This is a genomic window from Amycolatopsis sp. TNS106, from assembly GCF_019330265.1.
Lineage (GTDB): Bacteria > Actinomycetota > Actinomycetes > Mycobacteriales > Pseudonocardiaceae > Amycolatopsis > Amycolatopsis lurida.
Map to the genome: position 1 here is coordinate 6,190,147 of NZ_CP024972.1, position 19,303 is coordinate 6,209,449.

The window sequence follows — 19,303 nt, forward strand, 5'->3', positions numbered from 1 at the left end:
GGGGTATGCCGATCCAGGTGCTGCTCATCGACGACCACGAGGTGGTGAGGCGCGGCCTGCGTGACCTCCTCACCGACGAGCCCGACATCGAGGTCGTCGCCGAAGCGAGCGGGGTCGACGAAGCCCTGGCCGTGGCGATGCACGTCGAGCCGGACGTCGCGGTGGTCGACGTGCGGCTCGGCGACGGCGACGGTATCGCGCTCTGCCGCGAGTTGCGGTCGAAGCCGAACCCGCCGCAGTGCCTGATGCTGACCGCGTTCGACGACGAGGAGGCCATGGTCGGCGCGATCATGGCGGGCGCGGCCGGGTACCTGCTGAAACAGGTCCGCGGCCAGGACGTCGTCAACGCGGTCCGCGAGGTCGCGGCGGGCCGGTCGCTGCTCGACCCGCTGTCGACGGCACGGGTGCTCGACAAGCTGCGGCATCCGCCGGAGGACGAGCTCGGTTCCCTCACCGAACGCGAGCGTGAGGTGCTGGAGCTGATCGGGCAGGGCATGTCCAACCGCGAGATCGCGGAACGCCTGTTCCTCGCCGAGAAGACGGTGAAGAACTACGTGACCTCGGTCCTCGCGAAGCTGGGCATGCAGCGCCGCACGCAGGCCGCGGCGTGGATCGCGCGCCGGGACAGGTAGTGCGCGAAAACGGCTTCCCCCCCCCGTCGTTTTGGCCGAAGGTCCCGGTTGAGCCGGGCTTCCGTTCCTGGTTGACGAACGCTCCCGAACGGCAGCTCCTCGTGGTCGTCCGGACGTTGACGACGTTGAACCGGATTCAGGACATCCTGACCCTGACGAGCGCCGATCTCCGGATCCAGACGACCTTCACCTTCGACGAGGCGCGGCCGGGGATCCTTTCGGCCGGGGTGAGTGACGCGTTGCGGGCGCTGCGGGTCGCCGTCACCCCGTGGGAACAGGCCACGAAGAACACCTTCGACCTCATCCTCGCGGCGAGCGAGAACGACGCCCTTCACGAGCTGAACGGGCCGATTCTGCTGGTCCCGCACGGGATCGGTTACCAGAAGTACTACCCGGGCAGGCGAGTCACGTCGGGGATGGACCCGGATCGGCTCAGGCACCACGACCGGGTGATCCCAGCGGCGATCGCGCTTTCGCATTCCGTGCAACGGGAGCAGCTGAAGTCGGCTTGCCCGGAGGCGCTGGACCGGGCGGTCGTCGTCGGCGATCCCTGTCACGACCGGATGATGGCGAGCAGACACCGGGTGGCGGCTTACCGCGCCGCGCTCGGTGCCGGCGACCGGAAGGTCGTCGTGATCGCGTCGACCTGGGGCCGGCATTCGCTCTACGCCAGGTATCCCCGGCTGCCCCACCGGCTGCTGAGCGAACTGCCGCTCGACGACTTCCAGCTCGTCCTCACCCTGCATCCGGGGGTGTGGGCGGCGCACGGCCCGTGGCAGCTGGAGTCGTGGCTCCGGCCGGAACTCGCCGCGGGGCTCACGCTCATTCCCCCGGACCACGGCTGGCAGGCCGCGCTGCTGGCGGCGGATTGCGTGCTCTCCGATCAGGGTTCCGCCGCGCTGTACGCCGCCGCGGCGGGCAAACCCGTGCTCCTCGCCCCGTCCGCGGCGACCACGACGGTGGACGACTCGCCCCTCGCGATGCTGACGCGGGCCGCGGCCGAAGTGGCGGACACGGGGTTGCGCGAGCAGATCGACGCGGCCATCGAGAACCACTCGCCGGAGCGCTACCGGCCGATCGTCGGCCAAGCCGTCGAGGCCGCCGCGAGCGGTCAGCGGCTGGGCGATGTGCTCTACGACCTCCTGGACCTGAGGCGGCCGGATCCCCGTCCCGCCTTCCCACCCGTGCCGGATCCGGCACCGGTGGCCCATCCGGTGGCCGCGCTCGCCGCCGGGTTCGACGAAACCGGGAAACTGGTGCGCTTTCCCGCGTCCACCCGGCCGGAAGGCCTGCGCCGGCGGCATGTTCTCGCCCACGCGGATCAAGCGACCCTGCGCGACCTGGACGGTGCGGCCATCGTGTTCGCCGAGGACCCGGACCGGTTCGACGAGTTGCTCACCCAGTGGCCGCTCGCCCGGCTCGTCGCCGCTCCCGCCCCCGGCGGCTGTCTCGCGCGGGTCCGGGACAGCGGCGATTTCCTGCTGTCAGCGGAAATCGACCCGACCCTCCTGGCGAGTCATCTCCACCTTCTGCTCGCCTCGCAGGCGGACGTCGAAGGAACGCACACGGTCAGCGGGCGGCCGGTCACCGTCTCCCGCTGTTAGCCAGGACCGAACGGAACTCGGCCTCCCGCGGATGCCCCGCGTCGAAGTACGTCTGCCAGGCGCGCTGGAAGTGCGTATGCGCCCGGCCGTGGTCCCCCCGAGCCGCGAAAAGCCTGCCGAACTCCTCCTCGAACTCGGCCGTGTACTGCGTCGCGCCGGACACCAGCCGCCACGCCTCGAGCAATTCGCGTTCGGCGTCGTCGTGGTGGCCGATCGTCCGGAGGTACTTGGCCCGCACCAGGCACACCCTGCCCAGGTTCCGGCCGTCGGACGCGGGGAACTGCCGCGCGGACTCGGCGAGCAACGCCCAGACGTGCTCGTACGCGCCGGCCTTCAGCAGCACGTTCGCCAGCATGCGGCTGTGGATGCCGAGTGACCGGCGGCCCGCGTCGGCCATCGCGCGGTCCAGCGTCACGGCTCGCCAAAGGAAGTCCGCGGCGGCCGGGAGGAGCCCCTTCTCTTCGTGGAACCGGCCGCAGAACTCCTGCACGGAGGACTCCAGCGCCGGGTCGTCCAGGGTCCGGACCGTTTCGAGCGCCTCCTCCAGCAGCGGCTGGGCGCGGTCGAACTCGTGCAGCAGGAAGAAGGTGCGGCCCTGCTGGCTGAGGATCCTCGTGGTCAGGGCCGGATCGCCATACCGCCTCGCCGCGAGCAGCCCCCAGTGATTGATATGAGCGAAGAGCCGGTGGTGCCCACGGTTGAGCATGAGCACTTCCAGCGCGCCGCAGATCTGCCCGAGTTCGACGTCCCGTTTTCGCTCGAAAGCCTGATATGCCAGCGCGCCATAGGTTTCCCGGGCGTCCTCGACCCAGTCGAGCGGCGGCTTACCCTCGAAATCCGGCGGGGGCACGGAAACCGGCGCGTAGCGGCGCAGACGATCCGGACTGGTGAGGTGGTCCGCGGCGACGGCCTGATCGCGGAAGAAGACCAGCGCCCGATCGGTCGCGGCGTCCCGGCTCCCGCGCCGGCGCGCCCCCTCGCGGATCAGGTTGAACAGCCGCTGCCGGGGAGTGCCCGTGGGCGCCAGGAACCCGGCGTCCGCGAGTTCGTCGAGCGCGTCTTCGGCGGGTTTGCCGAAGACCGCGGTCGCCGACGCCGTCGTGAAGTCGGGGCCGGGATGGGCCGCCAGCACTTCGCAGAGTTCCGCGGCGTCGGCGGACAACTCGGCGAACGACTGCTCGAACGCCATCGCGATGACGTCGACTCCGCCGAGCACCCCGGTCCGCCGGAAATCGGCCAGTACCGAGGCGACCGCGCCGGGGCCGCGCCGCAGGCGTTTGCGGATCCGCACACCGGCCTGCACCAGGGCGAACGGCATGTGGTCGCACAGCGCGGCGAGTTCGGCGGCGGAGTCGCGTTCCGCCTCGATGGCCGGCGGGTCCGACGCCTTGCCGAGGAGTTCGAGCGCGAAATCCCGGTCGAGGGATTCCAGCTCGATCGGCGGAGCGACGTTGCCGGTCAGCAGGTCGTCGTCCTGGCGGATGGCGGTCACCAGCACCAGGCTCGACGGCGACGAGGGGATCAGTTCGCGGATGTCCGCGGCCACTTCGGCGTTGTCCAGTGCCAGGAGGAACCGGCGCCGGGCGGTGACCGACCGGTACTGGGCCCACAGCTCGGCGGTGTTCGTGGTCACCAGATTCGGCTCGACCCCGAGCGCGCGCAGGACCCTCGTCGCCACCTCCGAGCGGCGCAGCACGGTGCCGTCGCGATAGTCCGCGAGATCGACGTAGACCTGATCCGGGTACCGATCGCGGAGGTCGTCCGCGAGCCGGTACACGAGCGCGCTCTTGCCTGCCCCGCGCGGACCGGTGATGACGTGGACGCCCGGCCCCGAAGCGCTTCGCCGTTCCCTTTCCCGGTCGACGAAATGCGCGGGCGCGCCCGGCACATCGCGAACGCCGGTACCGCTTCCCGCGAGGAGCTCTCGCAACCGTTCGGCGAATTCGGGATCGGTCTCGACCAGTTCCCGGACCGCCCGTTCGGCACTGCCGGGATCCGCGAGCAGCGCCTCGACGTCCTGTGCGGTGCGGCGCCGGGCGAGCCGCTTGGCCACCAGGTCCTTCACCCCGCCGGCGGCGCCGACCGCCAGCGCCTTCACGGCCTCGCCCAGAACGGCTTCCCACACGGCGTGTTCCCCTCGTCACGGCTGGTACCGAGGCTATCAACGATCGGCCTCCCCGGTCGGGAGATGGCCGACCACCACCTGCCGGTTGTGGAAGAAGTCGTCCTCACGCAGCATCGTGACGCTGCCGGGTGAACCGCGGAAGTCGACGTATCCGGCCGATTCGAGCGGCATCCGGATCCACGCGGCGAGCACGAACGTGAGCGCGCCACCGTGCGTGACGACGATCTGGTGCTCGCAGCGGCTTTCCAGGATCGACTCCATGGCCGCGTACACCCTCGCGGCCATCGCTCCTTTGGTTTCGGCGCCCGGGATTCCTTCGTCGTGTCCCAGCCGGTCGCCGACGGCGGGAGGCGGGACGAACCGGCCGTCCAGCCATTCCTGCGGTTTGCCACCGGCTTCCCCGTACGACTTCTCGCGCAGCCGCCGGTCCAGGATCGGGGCCACCCCGAGCCGTTCGCCGATCACTTCCGCGGTCCGGGCGGTGCGGCGCAGATCCGAGGAGTAGAGCTCCACCTCGTCCGGCACCTTCGCCCGCAGCGACTCGGCGATCGAGACGGCCGCGCGTTCTCCGGCGGGCGTGAGTTCCGAGTCGAACCATCCGCCCACCAGACGATCGACATGGTGGGTGGCCTCGGGATGCGTGACGACGTAGACGGTGCGCATCCCCCGAATCTAAACGCGGGTCAGTTTCGCGAAGGCGACGACGTTGTCGAGGTAGTTGCCGGTCGACGAGTCGAAATCCCCGCCGCAGGTGATCAGGCGGAGTTCGGGCCCGGTTGTGTCGCCATAGACCTTCTCCGTGGGGAAGGACGTCTTCGAATGCCGTTCGACGGCGTACACGGTGAACACCGCGGTGATCCCGTCCGCGCGGTGGACGAGGGCTTCGTCGCCGGCCTCGAGTTCCTTGAGCCGGACGAAGACGCCGGGGACCTTCTTGTAGTCGACGTGCCCGGCGAGGACGGCGGGCCCGATCTCGCCGGGTGCCGGGCCCCCGGTGAACCAGCCGGTGGTGATCGCGTCGTGCGGCACCTCCAGGGTGCCGTCACCGGCCAGGCCGAGGTCGATGATCTCGCCGGTGCGGACCCCGATCGCCGGGATCTCGAGCCGCGCCGGTCGCGCGGGCGCGAGCGGCGAGACCACCGACGGCACCGAGGCCGCCGTGGACACCGTCGGCGGCGACGCGGGCGAGGCGACCCTGCCCGGCGGAGGGACGGTGCACGCGGTCAGGGCGGCCGCGAGCACCACCCCGATGAGCGTGCCGATGACCAGCGGGAACGGCCACCGGCGCCAGGAAGGCCGGATCATCGCTCCGCACGCCGCCGAAGGACCAGGGACGCGCCCGCGGCCGTCGCGGTCAGCAGCGCCGCGCCGGTCAGCGCGACCGTGGCGACCTCCAGGAAACCGCCGTTGGCCTCTCCGCCGCCGGTCGCGACGCCACCGACGGGTTTGACCTTGACCTGACCCGATTTCGCGGGTTCGCCGAACCGGGATTCGCAGGCGTACCCGTCGTGGTCACCGTCGAGCTTGTGCGGGTCTCGCGGATTCTTCTTGAGCTCGGCCTGCGCGGCGGCCTGCGAGGGGAAATCGGCGCAATCCTTGTCGGTCGCCCGTGGCGTCCGCGTTTCCGTGACGACCGGCGGCGTGGTGGGCGTGCTCGATTCGGCCGGCCCCGTTCCACGCTTGCGAAGCGTTTCGCAAGCGATTCCGTCGTTGTCGTTGTCCAGGTTGTGCGGATCGGACCGGTCCTTTTCGAGTTCGGCCTGAGCGTCTTCCTGGAACCGGAAGTTCCCGCAATCCAGGTCGGCGATCGCGGGCGCCTCCGCCAGCGCGAACGCCACGGAAGCGGGGCCGAACAAGGAGAATCCGGCAAGGATGACGGCCGTGCCGAGGGCGCGACGAACCGAGGACATGAGAAGTCCTTTCCTAGGGAATTCGCGCTCCGAGCGCGTTCGATGCACTTACAGTCGCGCTCCGGCCCCAACTGTTACGGATTAATCAGAAATCGCGAACTGTCACTCCAACGAGCGACAAAGACCCGTTAATTTCACACGGGCTGATCGAGTGGAACGTCGAAAGCGACCAAGGTCCCCAGGCTCGGGGAAGAATTGATCGAGAAGCGTCCACCGGACGTCGTCGCGCGTTCGGCGAGATGACGGAGGCCGCGTTTGGCCACGCCCTGCGGGACGCCGGATCCGTTGTCCCGCACGCGAAGTTTGACGCCTTCCGCGTCACGGCTGAGCGTCACGCGGGTCTCGCTCGCTCCGGAATGCCTGACCACATTGGACAGTGCTTCCCGCAGGGCGGCGCGGATGTGGTCCGCCTGTTCGGCGGGGATGTCGGCCAGCTCCCCCGAAAGTTCGAGGGTCGGCGGGTAGCCGAGCAGTTCCCCCGCGATGCGCACTTCGCCCCGTGCGGACTCGGCGAGGTCGGTGGCGGTGACCGTCTGGTTCGCGGGTTCCGGGCTGCGCAGGGCGCGCACAGTGCCGCGGATCTCTTCGATGGTCTGGTCGAGCTGGTCGATCGCCTCGGACAGCCGTGCGCCGTCGGCCTGCGCGAAGCGTTTCCGCATGTTCTTCCGGACGCGGTCGAGCTGCATCCCGGCGCCGTAGAGCCGCTGCACGATGACGTCGTGCAGTTCGCGCGCGATGCGTTCGCGCTCCTGGTAGAGGGTCACGCGATGCCGGGCGTTGGCGCCTTCCGCCAGCGCCAGCACCACGCCCGCCTGCGCGGCGAACGCGGTGAGCACCTCGACCGTGCTGGCGGAGAACGGCTCCCCGCCGTGGCGGCGGTACACGGTGAGTGCGCCGAGGACCCGCCCGCCCGCACCGAACGCCGACGCGGCGAAAGGCCCGAACCCCTGGAGCTCCGGCGGCACGAACGGCGCCGTGCGGGGATCGACGGTGAAGTCCTCGCTGACCACCGGTTTCCCGCCCCTGGCGACCTGGCCCGCGGCGGAGTCGGCGGAAAAGGCCAGCCCTTGAAGCCCTTGGGTGGTGTCCCCGTGCGCGGCCTCCGCGACCACCTGGCCGTCGTCCGCGCGCACCATGACGAGACCGAGGTCGGCCTCGGCCAGTTCGACGGCGCGGGCGACCACGGTCTCCAGCACGTCGCCCGGGTCTTCGCCGGACAGGGCGGTGCCGGTGATCTCGGTGGCGGCGGACAGTGCGCGCGCGGCAAGCGTGGGATCCATGAGCGCTATCGACATTAGACCGCTCCGGCCCTTGTGCGCGCTGTGACCCGGCCCTCTCGCACCTCCAGGATCACGTCCGCGCCGTCGGCTTCGGCGGCGTTGTGCGTGACGTGGACGACGGTCTTCCCGGCGAGGGCTTCGCCGAGCCGTTCGCGGACGGTGCGCGCGGTCGGCTCGTCGAGGTGGGCGGTGGGCTCGTCGAGCAGCACGAGATCGGCCCGCGCGGCGCCGAGGACGGCACGCGCCAGCGCGACCCGCTGCGCCTGCCCGCCCGAGAGCCCGGCGCCCGCGCTGTCGAGCATCGTCGTGAGCTCGACGTCCTCGAGAACGGCTTGGTACAAGGCTTTCCGCAGGTCTGCTTCGGACGCTGTCGGCTGAGCGAGCCGCAGGTTCTCGGCGACCGTGGTCGAGACGAGCATCGGTTCCTGCGGCGCCCAAGCGACGTTCTCGGGAGCGGCGACGTCACCCTTGCTCGGCTTGAGGAAGCCGAGCAAGGCCGCGACGAGCGTCGACTTCCCGGCGCCGCTAGGGCCGACGACGGCGACGTGCGTACCGGGCGCGATGTCGAGGTCGACCCCGGTGAGGACCGGGCGCTCGGTGCCGGGCCAGCCGAGGTCGGCGTTCCGGATCCGCACCCCGCCGGTGCTAGGAACGGGGCTTTCCTTGCTGAGAACGGCCCGTTCATCGCAAGCGGCGAGGCGCAGACGGGCCTGGCGCAGGGTGTCCCAATGCTGCGCGGCGGGCGGAAGAAGGGAGAGGACCTCCGCCAGCGCGAGCGGCACCAGGGCGACCACGGGCGCGAGTACCGGGTTCAGCGCGCCGGCGGCGACGGCGCTCACGGCGAACCCGGTGCTCACGACGGTGGCGGCCCCCGTCGCCAGGATGATCAGGGCGTCGGCCGCGCCGGCACCGAACGCCTGTCGCCGCGCTTCGGCGGTCAGTGCGGCGTCGGTGGTGGCGATTCGGCGACGTCGTTCTTTGTCGACTCCGTACGCGATCAGTTCGGCGGCGGCTTCGAACAGGCTCAGCACCTGCGCCGACACCGAACGCCGTCCGGCGGCCAGCGCACTGGTCGCGCGGCGTTCCGCCCGGAGCGCGAGCAGCGGCGCGAACGCGCTGAGCAGCACGGCCGCGGCCAGCGCGAGTCCGGCTTCGGGCAGCACGACGGCCTGGACCGCGACGGCGCCCACGGCCACCAACGCGACCACGACCAGCGGCGTGATCACGCGCGGGAGCAGGTCGCGCACGGTGTCGGTGTCGCCGACGAGCCGCCGCTGTTCCTCACCGGCCCGAAGCGCCCGTGCCGGCCCGAGCCGCACCAGCGACTTCCACAGCCGCACGCGCAGGCTCCCGGCGATCCGGAAGGCGGCGTCGTGCGTGACCAGCCGTTCGAGGTAGCGCAGCCCCGCGCGGGCGAGACCGAACGTCCGCACGCCGACGATCAGCACCGTCAGGGTCAGGATCGGCGGCTGTTGCGACGCCTTGGCGATCAGCCAGCCCGAAAGCGCGGTCAGCGCGACACCGGCGAGCAACGCGGCGGCACCGAGCAGCGCGCCGCCGAAGAACCTGGGGTGCAGCAGGTCGCGCCAGGGCAGTGGCTTGGTCGTCCGTGCCTCTTCCACGACTCCGGCCTGAAGCACCGATTCGGTCGACATGTCGACACCGGAAGTGCGCTCGTGTGCGGCGATGATCGCGGCGGCACCCTCGTCGACGGCTTTGCGGACCGCGGTCATGACGAGTGCGGCGCTGGCCTCGTCGAGGTGGGCGGTGGGTTCGTCGAGCAGGAGCAGCCACGCGCCCGACCGGACGCGCGTCAGCGCCCGCGCCACCGCGACGCGCTGCCGTTGTCCCTGTGACAGCTTCGAAACCGGCCGCTCGGCGAGCCCGGCGAGGCCGAGTTCGGCGAGGACGTCTTCGCCGCCGGCCTCCTCGCGGACGGTCCCCCCGCCGAACACCGGCGACTGTGGCACCCAGGCGACGTTCTCGCGCCACCGCTCCAGGTCTGCGTCGGCGAGGTCAGTACCGCCGACGGTGATCGTCCCGTCGTGCGCCTGCACGAAGCCGAGCAGGGTGGCGAGCGTCGTCGATTTGCCGCCGCCGCTCGGCGCGCGCAACCAGGTGATCTCCCCGGGCCGGACGCTGAACGTCTCCCCGTCGGGCGCGAATCCTCCCCGCCTGGCGACGCGCAGTCCGCGGACGTCGACTTCGCCCCGGGCAGGTGTCTCGGAACCGGTGGGCGGCAACGGTTCGGCCAGAACGTCCGCGACGCGGCGCACGGCCTCGACACCGTCTTCGCTGGCGTGGAACGCGGCGCCGACCGCGCGCAGCGGCTGGTAGCACTCGGGCACGAGGATCAGGACGCCGAGCCCGATGGCCAACGACAGTTCACCGGAGACGAGCCGGACGCCGATGACGACCGCGACCAGCGCGACCGAAAGCGTCGCGATCAGTTCCAGCGCGAACGCCGACGCGAACGCGACCTTCAACGTCTTGAGCGTCGTGCGGCGATGCCGTTCGGAGATCTTCCGCACCGTCTCGGCCTGCGCCCCCGCGCGGCGGAACGCGCTGAGGATCGGCAGCGCGCGGACGAGTTCCAGCAGATGACCCGACAGCCGTTGTTCGGCGTCGGCGGCCTCGGCGACCCGCTCGGCGGTGTGCTTGCCGATCAGGATCGCGAACAGCGGGACCAGCGGCACGGTGATCACGACGAGCGCGGCCGAGGGCCAGTCGGCGAACAGGATCGCGACACCGGCGGCGAGCGGCACGATCGCGGCGGTCACCAATGCCGGAAGGTACTGGGTGAAGTAGGCGTCGAGCGCGTCGAGGCCCTTGGTGGTCAACGACGTCAGCTCGCCGTGACCGCGGCGCGCGATCCACTCCGGGCCGAGTTTCACGGCGTGGTCGAGAGCTTTGGCGCGCAGCTCCTCCTTCGCCCGAGCGGCCGCGCGAACGGAAACGATTCGCACCGCCCAGCCGGTCGCCGCGCGCCCCGCGACGAGCGCGAGCAGCACGGCCAGCTGGGCGGTGCGGTCCCCCGGTGTTCCGCGGACGACCGCGGAGAGGACGTCGGCCAGCAGGAACGCCTGTCCCACCAGCAGGACCGCGTTGACGAAGGACAGGATTCCACTGAGGATCAACGCCCGGCGCGCCGCACTCGAAAGTGGAGCCAGCGCGCCGAGCGGACCCTTCCCCGGTCGCGCTGGGTCCATTGTGGACTCCGTGGCGGAAAGGGTGTCGCGGCCGGGAAGTTCGGTCATGGTGCGTGCACCGGTGGGATGTGCCGGGTGCCGATGCGCTTGCGGAACACCCAGTACGTCCAACCCTGGTAGATCAGGACGGCGGGAGCGCCGAACAGCGCGACCCAGGTCATCACGGTCAGCGTGTAGGGACTCGACGCCTCGCCCGCGATCGTCAACGTGTTCGCCGGGTCCGCTGTGGACGGCAGGACGTTCGGGTACAGGGCGACGAAGATCGCGACGGCGGAAGCCGCGATGACCCCGCCGAGCGCGGCGAACGCCTGTCCTTCGCGGCCCGCACGGATCCTGAACCACGCGACGACGGCCGCGAGGACAGCGACGCCGATGAGGAGCAGCGTCCACAGGTCGCCCGAGCGCAGCTGCACGAGGATGAGGAACGCGAGCAACGGCATCAGCGCGACCGGGAGCAGGCGAGTGGCCAGGTTCCGCGCCCGATGGCGAAGGTCGCCTTCGGTCTTGAGCGCGAGGAACGCGGCGCCGTGGACCAGCGAGAACCCGACGACCGCGATCGCGCCGAGCAGCGTTTCGACACTGAGGGCGGCGAACGGTCCGCCGACCCGGTCGCCGTCGGCGTCGAGCGGGAGGCCGAGGACGGTGGTCGCCAGCAGGAGGCCGACGCCGAACGGCGGGATCCACGAGCCGATGCCGATGACGCGGTCCCAGTTGCGGCGCCAGCGATCGGAGTCGACCTTGCCGCGGTATTCGAACGCGACGCCGCGGCCGATGAGGGCGAGCAGGACGACCAGGAGCGGGAGATACGCGGCCGAGAACAGGGAGGCGTACCAGCCGGGGAACGCGGCGAACATCGCGCCGCCGGCGACGATCAGCCAGACCTCGTTGCCGTCCCAGACCGGGCCGATCGTGTTGACCATGACGCGGCGCTCGGTGTTGTCCTTCGCGAGGACCGGCATGAGCATGCCGACGCCGAAGTCGAAGCCTTCGAGGAAGAGGTAGCCGAGCCAGAACAGGGCGATGACGCAGAACCAGATCGTTTCGAGGGTCATCGGGTGCTCACTTTCCTGGGCTTGGCGCTTTCATCGCACGCGACGCGGCGACGGGAGCCTTCAGCTGGCTGCCCGGTGACGTGCTCTGCCGCCTCACGCCATGTCGCGAAAGCCACTTTCGGGACATCAGACGTCGCGAAAGTGGCTTTCGCGACGCTTCCCGACCTCCGGAAGCCGTCCGTCCAGCCCCAGTCGCCCTGAGTTATCCACAACCGCTCAAGTTGTCCACAGATCGGCTGTGGGTAACCCGCCTGAGCGATACCCCCGATACGCTGGGTGCGGGGCCGTCCCCCGGGAAGGGCGGGGGGCTGGGTAGGTGACGTCAAGAGGCGATCAGTAGGCGAAGGCCAGCGCGTCGTCATCGCCGTCACCGCCTTTCGAATCGTTGTTCTCGCTGGTCGAGGCCGGTTTCTTGGGTGGCATGACGGCGTCCACGCCGCCGCGGACGTACTTCCGCATGAGGAAGACTTCGACCACGCCGAGCACCGCGTAGACGGTCGTCAGCGCGATCAGCGACGTCCAGACCTCGCCTGTGGACAACTTCGAGACCGCCTGCGCGGTGAACATCCACACCCCGTCGACACCGGTCGGGTTCGGCACCACCACGAACGGCTGACGGCCCATCTCGGTGAAGATCCAGCCGGCGCTGTTGCCGATGAACGGGGTCGCGATCCCGCCGAGCACGAGCCACGGGAACCACCGCTGCCCGGGGATGCGCCCACGCCGGGTCAGCCACAGCGCGAGCAGCCCGATCCCGGCCGAGATCGCGCCGAAGCCGATCATGGCGCGGAAACCCCAGTAGGTCACCGGCAGGTTGGGCACGTAGTCGATCGGCTTACCCGCGAGCGAGCCGAGCTGCGGGTCGTCCGGGTAGTTCGTGCCGTACTTCGCCTGGTACTCGGTCACCAGGTTCTCCACGCCCTTGACCTCGGTTGAGAAGTCGTTGTGCGCCAGGAACGAGAGCAGGGCGGGCACGTTGAACGTCTTGACGTCCTCGCAGTTCGCGTTCCGGACGTCGCCGATCGCGATGATCGAGAAGCTCGCCGGTTTCTCCGTGTGACACAACGCTTCCGCCGACGCCATCTTCATCGGCTGCTGCTCGAACATCAGCTTGCCCTGGAAATCGCCGGTGATCGCCAGCACCGCGAACGCCACCACACCGGTCCAGCCGCCGAGACGCAACGACGAACGCCACACCGCGCGGTGCTCGTCGTCCTCCGAACGCTTGCGCCACAGCTGCCAGCCCGCGACACCGACCAGGAACGCCGCCGCCACCGAGAAGGCGCCCGCGAGCGTGTGCGGGATCGCGGCCAGCGCGGTGTTGTTCGTCAGCACCGCCCAGATCGAGTTCATCGTCGGCTTCCCGTCGACGAACTCGACCCCGACCGGATGCTGCATCCACGAGTTCGCCGCGAGGATGAAGTACGCGGACGCCACGGTCGCCAGCGAGTACGCCCACGCGCACGCCAGGTGGACCTTCTTCGGCAGTTTGTCCCAGCCGAAGATCCACAGCCCCAGGAAGGTCGACTCGACGAAGAACGCGACGAGCCCCTCCATCGCCAGCGGCGCGCCGAACACGTCACCGACGAACCGCGAGTACGCGCTCCAGTTCATCCCGAACTGGAACTCCTGCACGATGCCGGTGACCACGCCCATCGCGAAGTTGACCAGCAGGAGCTTCCCCCAGAACTTGGTCATCTTCAGGTACCGCTGATCACCCGTGCGGACCCAGGCCGTCTGCATCCCGGCGACCAGCACGGAAAGCCCGATGGTCAGCGGGACCATCAGGAAGTGATAGACGGTGGTGATGCCGAACTGCCATCGAGCGAGATCGAGAACTTCCACGCCTCAAGCCTGCTCAACGCCCGTTGAGCCCGCCAGTTCAAGTGGTCCCGATCTCGCCGGGACGTTGGTCCCGCGCCCAGGTCAGCCGAGGCCGGCGAGTGTGAGTCGCGCCTCGTCGGCGACCTGCCGCCGCACGCCCGTGTCCCCCAGTGTCAGCACGTGGGCCAGCGCCAACGCGTAGGCCGTGTCGAAAGCGGCCTCGACGTCGACGGCGATGTCGGGCTGAACGCCGACGCCTTCCCAGTTGGTCCCCGTGACCGGGCTCACGGCCCGTCCACCAGGGACGGTGACATCCAAATGAGTGTCCACTTTGTACTGCTTCCGCGGATTCGCCCCGCCGCCGGTGACCGCGCCCACCGTCTTCGCCCGCCCCAGTTGCTGCAACGAGTAGCTCAGATCCTCGGCACCGGAGAACGTCGTCGGCCCGGTCAGCACCCACACCGGCTTGTCCGCGCCGAACTTGCGGCCCGGTACGTAGGGCAACGTCCAGAACTGGTTGGTCACGTCGCCGTCGCGCAGATAGATGCTGTTGAAATGCGTGGGCTCGTCGACCAGATAGCTGATCAGCAGCGCGACCGCCGCCGGATCCCCGCCCCGGTTCTCCCGGACGTCGATGAGCAGCGCGTCGGTGGTCGCGAGCAGCGTCATCGCCGCGGCCAGCGCCTCACCGGCGATGTCCGGCCCATAGAAGAGCTTCGTCTCCAGGTAGCCGACGTTCCCGGCCAGCCGCCGCGCCGACGCGATGCCGTGACAGTTCACTTCCGCCTCGCGCCGGTACTGCTCTGGATCGAACGACTCGCCGTCCACCTCGGGCAACGGGTCGACGTGATGCCGTAGCCGCAGATGCTTGTCCCCGTTGACCGACTGCAGGTCCTGGGTGACCGCGACGGCGAACGCCTGATCGTCGAGCCCCGCGTAGGCGCCGTCGCTCAGCCTCGCCCGGAGGAACACTGTCAGCTTCTCGGCGACGTCGGGGAACACATAGTGCTCCTTCAGCCGCGTGCACACGTCTTCGATCCGCGCTCTCTCGTCCATGCTCCCGGACGCTACCAGCGGACCTGAAAAAAGAATTCGGTTTACCGAAACCTCAATTCCGCCCCGCCACGAAATACAATTCGCCCGCACCGGCGTGCCGATTCGGAAAAGCCATCAGCTTGCCTTTCTCCGAATCACCCCTTTATCGTTGCAGTGAAAGGGGTGAAGAACCATCATGTCCAGCTCGATGCTCGCGCTGATCAGCGCATTCGGCCTGGTACTGGCCGTGGAGCTACCGGACAAGACCCTCGTCGCCACCCTGGTTCTCACCACCCGTTTCCGCGCGTGGCCGGTATTCGCCGGAGTCACCGCCGCATTCGCCGTGCAATCCGCGATCGCCGCCACGTTCGGCAGTGTGCTCACTTTGCTGCCGGAGACACTGGTGACCTTGATCGTCGCCGCGATGTTCGGAATCGGGGCGTTCATGCTCCTTCGCGAAGGGTTCAGCCCCGGCAAGGACGGCGGAGAGGACGCGTCGCGTTCCGGGCCGAGCCCCGCGACCTTCTTCCGCTCCGCGCTGACGTCGTTCGGCGTGCTGTTCGCCGCCGAATGGGGCGACGCCTCCCAGCTCGCGACGGCCAGTCTCACGGCCCGCTTCGGGAACCCGTTCGCGGTCGCGCTCGGCTCCTTCGTCGCGCTTGTCGCCGTCGCCGGGCTCGCCGTGTTCATCGGCGCGAAGGTCCGCAGCCGGATCCGCCCCAAGCTCATCCAGCGCGTGGCCGGGTTCGTCTTCGCCGGGTTCTCGCTGTTCGCGCTGGCCCAGCTGGTGTTCTGAGGCGCACGGGGTTTTCACAGGTTCGCCGGGTAACCTTTCGGGAACGAAAAGGTGAACACCCGCCCCGAAGTGCCTGGAGAAACCGTTCGTGACCTCGCCGAAGACACTCGCCGTCTCCCCTGTGCACGGCAGGCTCGCGGTCTTCGGCATGGCCGTCGCCGTCGCCATCTCGATCGACCTGCACTTGAGGCTGTCCAGCCAGGTCAGCCCGATCTGGCAGACGCTGTCCGAGTACGTCTACGGCTACCTCTCGCCCGGCGCGACGGCGGCCCCGCTGTTCGGCGCGATGTGCCTGGCGCTGGGGTTCGGCTCGCTCGCGCTGCTGGGTGGGATCGCGAAAGCGCACCGCCGCGGCTATGAGTCCGTCCTCGTTCTCCTCGGCGTGTGGTGTGCCGGGCTCTTCGTTCTCGCGCTCGTCCCCGTCGACCCCGAGGGCCAGGCCCGCTCGCTGGCCGGACAGATCCACAACTACGCGGCGCTGGCGGCGTTCCTCGCGCTTCCCGGCGCCGCCTGGGTGCTGACCCGCCCTGGCCGGGCGCGATGCCCGTGGGAACCGCGCCGCACGACGATCCGGCGGCTTTCGGTGGCCAGCTTCGCCGCGGTGGTGATCGTGCTCGGCGGGTTCGTCTGGACGATGCTGACCGGCCCGTCGCATCAGGAGGTCACGCTCGGCCTGTTCGAGCGGCTGCTGTTCGCGGTCGACCTCACGCTGCTGGCGACCATGGTCCGCCCGCTGCTCAGCCACCGCTGAGAGCCTGTTGGCGGAGCTGAGATATATCGCCAAAAGTAGCGAAAGTGAACCCGCCCTGGCCGAAGGCCCCGCTATCGCGGTGGCAGGGCGCCCTGTTCGCTCATCGTGACGTGGATGACCAGGCAGCGCCCCTGCCGACGTCGATCGCGGACGCGGGTTCACCAACGCTGACGCGCTACTCGGGCTGTTTCAGCACCTCGGCCAGCCGGACGGCGGCCGCCACGACCGCCGGGCCCACCACCGACGCGTCCAGCGGTTCGAGGGACACGACACCCACGCTGGCCTTCAAGCCCGGCACCCCGCGCACGGGCGCGGCGACACCCGACGCGCCGGCCTCCAGTTCACCGGACGAGGTGACCCAGCCCTCTCCGCCGCCGGGACGCAGCGTGATCGCCTTGCCCGCGGCGCCGGCGGACAGCGGATGCCGGGTACCGACGCGGTAGGCGACGTGGAAGCTCGTCCAGGACGGTTCGACGACCGCGACGGCCTGCACCTGGTCGCCCTGCGCGACCGACAGATGTGCCGTGGCGCCGACCTTCTCCGCCAGCTCGCGCAAGACCGGCCGCGCGGCCTCGCGCAGCTGCGGGAGGACCTGCCCGGCGAGCCGGAGCAGGCCGACACCCAGCCGCACCTTGTTGCCGTCGCGCCACACCAGGCCGCGTTCGGACAGCGGGACGAGCAGCCGGTAGACGGCGGCCCGGCTCGCGCCGATGGCGACGGCGAGCTCGGAGATCGTCGCCGCCTCGCCACCGGCGTCCGCGACCGCTTGGAGCAGTGCGAGCCCGCGGTCCAGGGTCAGCGACCCTTCACGAGTCACAGCAACCCGAGTTCCCCGAGGTCGGCGACCGGCTCGTCGAACGAGGCCGCCGCGTACGAGGCGAAGAGCCCGCGAACGGCCTTCGCCGCCTCGTCCGACATCCCCTTGGCCTCGGCGGCCAGCGCGGCGCCGTCGGTCGATTCGAGGGCGGCGCGCACGTCGCCGCCCGAAAGGCAGCGCGCGGACGCCACGATCAGGTTCAAGAACCCGTGATGGGTGAAACCGCTCGACTCCTCGGTGTGCCGGACGGCGCGGTGCAGGCTGTTCGTCGCCTTGAACGAGGCCCCGGTCGAGCCGCTGACCACCGCGAGGAAGTCGGCGACCTCGTCGACGCTGGGGAAGTTCTCGCCAGCCTTGCCGCCGCAGCGGATCTTGGGCCAGCTGCCGTGCTCGATCACCTTCCGCACGCCGTCGAGCCAGCCGACGCCGCGCCGCGGCTCGACCACGCGGATGACGTCCTCGGGCACGAACTCGGAGACGCGCTCCAGCCAGACCTCGTCGACGTCCGACGGCGCCGGCATCTCCACCATGCGCAGGCTGAGGATCTCGCTGCGCGATTCGACGATCGAGATCGCCTTCGGGACGCCGCCGAGGCCGGTGTCGATGATGAGCGACAGCGGCAGCGGTTCCTTGGGTTTGATCTTGATGAGTTCCGTGATGAGCTCGGGCAGCCGCGACGCCTGGCACAGGAACACACCGAGGACGCCGGAGTGTTCACCGGCCCTCGACGCGAAGTGCGCTCGCAGCGCTTCGGGCATGGACGCCTCGCCGGGCGGGAACAACGCCGAGTCGTCGACGAGCCGCGCGAACAGGGGAGGGATTCCTCGGGGGCCGGGTGGCGTGAGTTCCACAGCGCTTGACACGACTGACACGCTAGTAGCGTACGACATCAGGACAAAATCGTTCGCACAACGGACACGTTCCGGGGAGATTCCGATGCCTTACTACCGGCAGGTAGGCGAGATCCCGCACAAGCGCCACACGGCGTTCCGCAAGCCCGACGGGGGCCTGTACGCCGAGGAACTGATGGGTGTCGAGGGTTTCTCGGCGGACTCGGCGCTGCTGTATCACCGCGGGCTGCCCACCGCGATCGTCGACGCCGTCGCGATCGAGGACGAGCGCGGCCCCATCACCCCGAACCACCCGCTCAAGCCCCGCGCCTTCAAGACCCAGGACCTCAAGTTCGGCGACGCCGACGCGGTCACCGACCGGCGGCGGCTGTTCGGCAACGCCGACGTCACCATCGGCTTCGTCCACGCGACCAAACCGTCGCCGCTGTACCGCAACGCCGCGGGCGACGAGCTGTTCTACGTCCAAGGCGGCGGTGCGACCGTCGAGACGATCTACGGTGCCCTGGAGGTCGGTGACGGCGACTACCTCGTCATCCCGACGTCGTGCACCTACCGGGTGCTCCCGCACGGCGACGACGGGGTCAAACTGCTGACCATCGAAGCGCGCGGCCACATCGGCCCGCCGAAGCGGTACCTGTCGGCGAAGGGCCAGTTCCTGGAGCACTCGCCGTACTGCGAACGCGACATCCGCGGCCCGTCCGAGCCGCTGGTCGTCGACGGCACCGACGTCGAGGTCCTCGTGCGGCACCGCGCCGGGCTGACGCGCTACACCTACGCGACCCACCCGTTCGACGTCGTCGGCTGGGACGGCTGCCTGTACCCGTGGGCGTTCAACATCGACGACTTCGAGCCGATCACCGGCCGCGTGCACCAGCCGCCGCCCGTGCACCAGACGTTCGAGGGCCCGAACTTCGTGGTCTGCTCGTTCTGCCCGCGCAAGGTCGACTACCACCCCGAGTCGATCCCGGTGCCGTACAACCACGCGAACGTCGACTCCGACGAGCTGATGTTCTACGTCCGCGGGAACTACGAGGCGCGCAAGGGTTCCGGGATCGAGGTCGGCTCGCTTTCGCTGCACCCGTCCGGTTTCACGCACGGGCCGCAGCCCGGCGCGGCGGAGGCGTCGATCGGGGCGCAGTTCTTCGACGAGACCGCGGTCATGGTGGACACCTTCGCGCCGCTGGACCTCGGTGAGGCGGCGGACGCGTCAGAGGACCACGGCTACGCCTGGACCTGGTCCGGACGCGGCCCCGGCGCTTAGTGACTGCCGCAATCAGTCACCTACTTGCGGCGTGCGAAGACGTGCGCCGGAAAGTGCTCACGCAAGTAGGTGACTGATTGCGCCGAAAGGTGGCGGGATAAGTACCGCCACGGCCGCAACGGTTCGGCAACACCAAGCAGGGCAAGGCGAAACCTC

At 69.8% G+C, this 19,303-nt stretch carries 16 protein-coding genes; 5 read left to right on the forward strand and 11 right to left on the reverse strand.

Annotated features, from left to right (window positions below; translation table 11 throughout):
• Positions 1–5 precede the first annotated feature (5 nt).
• Both CVV72_RS28270 and CVV72_RS28275 read left to right on the forward strand, forming a co-directional pair.
• On the forward strand, positions 6–632 hold the full coding sequence (locus CVV72_RS28270) for a response regulator transcription factor (RefSeq protein WP_034309658.1): 627 nt from the start codon (positions 6–8) through the stop codon (positions 630–632).
• A gap of 71 nt (positions 633–703) precedes the next feature.
• Entirely contained in the window at positions 704–2,236 is a 1,533-nt protein-coding gene (locus CVV72_RS28275) for a hypothetical protein (protein ID WP_255632293.1), read from the forward strand.
• Here the strand turns inward: CVV72_RS28275 and CVV72_RS28280 are convergent.
• The 9 genes from CVV72_RS28280 to CVV72_RS28320 form a co-directional block, all read right to left on the reverse strand.
• Positions 2,217–4,361, reverse strand: coding sequence for an ATP-binding protein (locus tag CVV72_RS28280; protein ID WP_219146627.1), 2,145 nt, complete (start codon positions 4,359–4,361; stop codon positions 2,217–2,219). The two genes, CVV72_RS28275 and CVV72_RS28280, sit on opposite strands and share 20 nt — an antisense overlap.
• A gap of 36 nt (positions 4,362–4,397) precedes the next feature.
• The gene (locus tag CVV72_RS28285) at positions 4,398–5,024 is read right to left on the reverse strand and encodes a histidine phosphatase family protein (RefSeq protein WP_219146629.1); all 627 of its coding nucleotides are present in this window, start codon (positions 5,022–5,024) and stop codon (positions 4,398–4,400) included.
• Positions 5,025–5,033: 9 nt separating this feature from the next.
• Positions 5,034–5,666, reverse strand: a complete 633-nt coding sequence (locus tag CVV72_RS28290; RefSeq protein WP_219146631.1) for a class F sortase — start codon at positions 5,664–5,666, stop codon at positions 5,034–5,036.
• Entirely contained in the window at positions 5,663–6,271 is a 609-nt protein-coding gene (locus tag CVV72_RS28295) for an excalibur calcium-binding domain-containing protein (protein WP_219146634.1), read from the reverse strand. The genes CVV72_RS28290 and CVV72_RS28295 overlap by 4 nt, the downstream gene beginning before the upstream one ends.
• 134 nt (positions 6,272–6,405) lie before the next feature.
• A complete protein-coding gene (locus CVV72_RS28300) occupies positions 6,406–7,551 on the reverse strand; it encodes a GAF domain-containing sensor histidine kinase (RefSeq protein ID WP_219146636.1) in 1,146 nt (381 codons plus the stop codon).
• A gap of 14 nt (positions 7,552–7,565) precedes the next feature.
• A complete protein-coding gene (cydD, locus tag CVV72_RS28305; protein WP_219146638.1) occupies positions 7,566–10,808 on the reverse strand; it encodes a thiol reductant ABC exporter subunit CydD in 3,243 nt (1,080 codons plus the stop codon).
• Positions 10,805–11,812, reverse strand: a complete 1,008-nt coding sequence (cydB, locus tag CVV72_RS28310; RefSeq protein WP_219146640.1) for a cytochrome d ubiquinol oxidase subunit II — start codon at positions 11,810–11,812, stop codon at positions 10,805–10,807. Before cydB ends, cydD begins: the two co-directional genes overlap by 4 nt.
• Before the next feature lie 333 nt (positions 11,813–12,145).
• Positions 12,146–13,657, reverse strand: a complete 1,512-nt coding sequence (locus CVV72_RS28315; RefSeq protein WP_219146642.1) for a cytochrome ubiquinol oxidase subunit I — start codon at positions 13,655–13,657, stop codon at positions 12,146–12,148.
• 81 nt (positions 13,658–13,738) lie between these two features.
• Entirely contained in the window at positions 13,739–14,692 is a 954-nt protein-coding gene (locus CVV72_RS28320) for a S41 family peptidase (protein ID WP_219146643.1), read from the reverse strand.
• Between the two features lie 187 nt (positions 14,693–14,879).
• Here CVV72_RS28320 and CVV72_RS28325 point away from each other — a divergent pair, with 187 nt between their 5' ends.
• Together CVV72_RS28325 and CVV72_RS28330 are read left to right on the forward strand one after the other, a co-directional pair.
• Positions 14,880–15,467 carry a TMEM165/GDT1 family protein gene (locus tag CVV72_RS28325; RefSeq protein ID WP_219154181.1) on the forward strand — a complete coding sequence of 196 codons (588 nt, stop codon included), beginning with the start codon at positions 14,880–14,882 and terminating at the stop codon, positions 15,465–15,467.
• An 88-nt stretch (positions 15,468–15,555) separates the two neighbouring features.
• A complete protein-coding gene (locus tag CVV72_RS28330; RefSeq protein ID WP_219146644.1) occupies positions 15,556–16,218 on the forward strand; it encodes a DUF998 domain-containing protein in 663 nt (220 codons plus the stop codon).
• Positions 16,219–16,393: 175 nt separating this feature from the next.
• Here CVV72_RS28330 and CVV72_RS28335 read toward each other — a convergent pair whose 3' ends face one another.
• Positions 16,394–17,035 carry an IclR family transcriptional regulator gene (locus CVV72_RS28335; protein ID WP_219146645.1) on the reverse strand — a complete coding sequence of 214 codons (642 nt, stop codon included), beginning with the start codon at positions 17,033–17,035 and terminating at the stop codon, positions 16,394–16,396.
• On the reverse strand, positions 17,032–17,886 hold the full coding sequence (locus tag CVV72_RS28340; protein ID WP_016330606.1) for a hypothetical protein: 855 nt from the start codon (positions 17,884–17,886) through the stop codon (positions 17,032–17,034). The genes CVV72_RS28335 and CVV72_RS28340 overlap by 4 nt, the downstream gene beginning before the upstream one ends.
• An 85-nt stretch (positions 17,887–17,971) precedes the next feature.
• Here CVV72_RS28340 and CVV72_RS28345 point away from each other — a divergent pair, with 85 nt between their 5' ends.
• Positions 17,972–19,147 carry a homogentisate 1,2-dioxygenase gene (locus CVV72_RS28345; RefSeq protein WP_219146646.1) on the forward strand — a complete coding sequence of 392 codons (1,176 nt, stop codon included), beginning with the start codon at positions 17,972–17,974 and terminating at the stop codon, positions 19,145–19,147.
• Positions 19,148–19,303 lie beyond the last annotated feature (156 nt).

Excerpts from the sequence above, each read along its gene's own strand:
- CVV72_RS28270 (WP_034309658.1), top strand. The coding sequence starts at position 6 with ATGCCGATCCAGGTGCTGCTCATCGACGACCACGAGGTGGTGAGGCGC.
- CVV72_RS28285 (WP_219146629.1), bottom strand. The coding sequence starts at position 5,024 with ATGCGCACCGTCTACGTCGTCACGCATCCCGAGGCCACCCACCATGTC.
- CVV72_RS28290 (WP_219146631.1), bottom strand. The coding sequence starts at position 5,666 with ATGATCCGGCCTTCCTGGCGCCGGTGGCCGTTCCCGCTGGTCATCGGC.
- CVV72_RS28295 (WP_219146634.1), bottom strand. The coding sequence starts at position 6,271 with ATGTCCTCGGTTCGTCGCGCCCTCGGCACGGCCGTCATCCTTGCCGGA.
- CVV72_RS28300 (WP_219146636.1), bottom strand. The coding sequence starts at position 7,551 with ATGGATCCCACGCTTGCCGCGCGCGCACTGTCCGCCGCCACCGAGATC.
- cydD (WP_219146638.1), bottom strand. The coding sequence starts at position 10,808 with ATGACCGAACTTCCCGGCCGCGACACCCTTTCCGCCACGGAGTCCACA.
- cydB (WP_219146640.1), bottom strand. The coding sequence starts at position 11,812 with ATGACCCTCGAAACGATCTGGTTCTGCGTCATCGCCCTGTTCTGGCTC.
- CVV72_RS28320 (WP_219146643.1), bottom strand. The coding sequence starts at position 14,692 with ATGGACGAGAGAGCGCGGATCGAAGACGTGTGCACGCGGCTGAAGGAG.
- CVV72_RS28325 (WP_219154181.1), top strand. The coding sequence starts at position 14,880 with ATGCTCGCGCTGATCAGCGCATTCGGCCTGGTACTGGCCGTGGAGCTA.
- CVV72_RS28345 (WP_219146646.1), top strand. The coding sequence starts at position 17,972 with ATGCCTTACTACCGGCAGGTAGGCGAGATCCCGCACAAGCGCCACACG.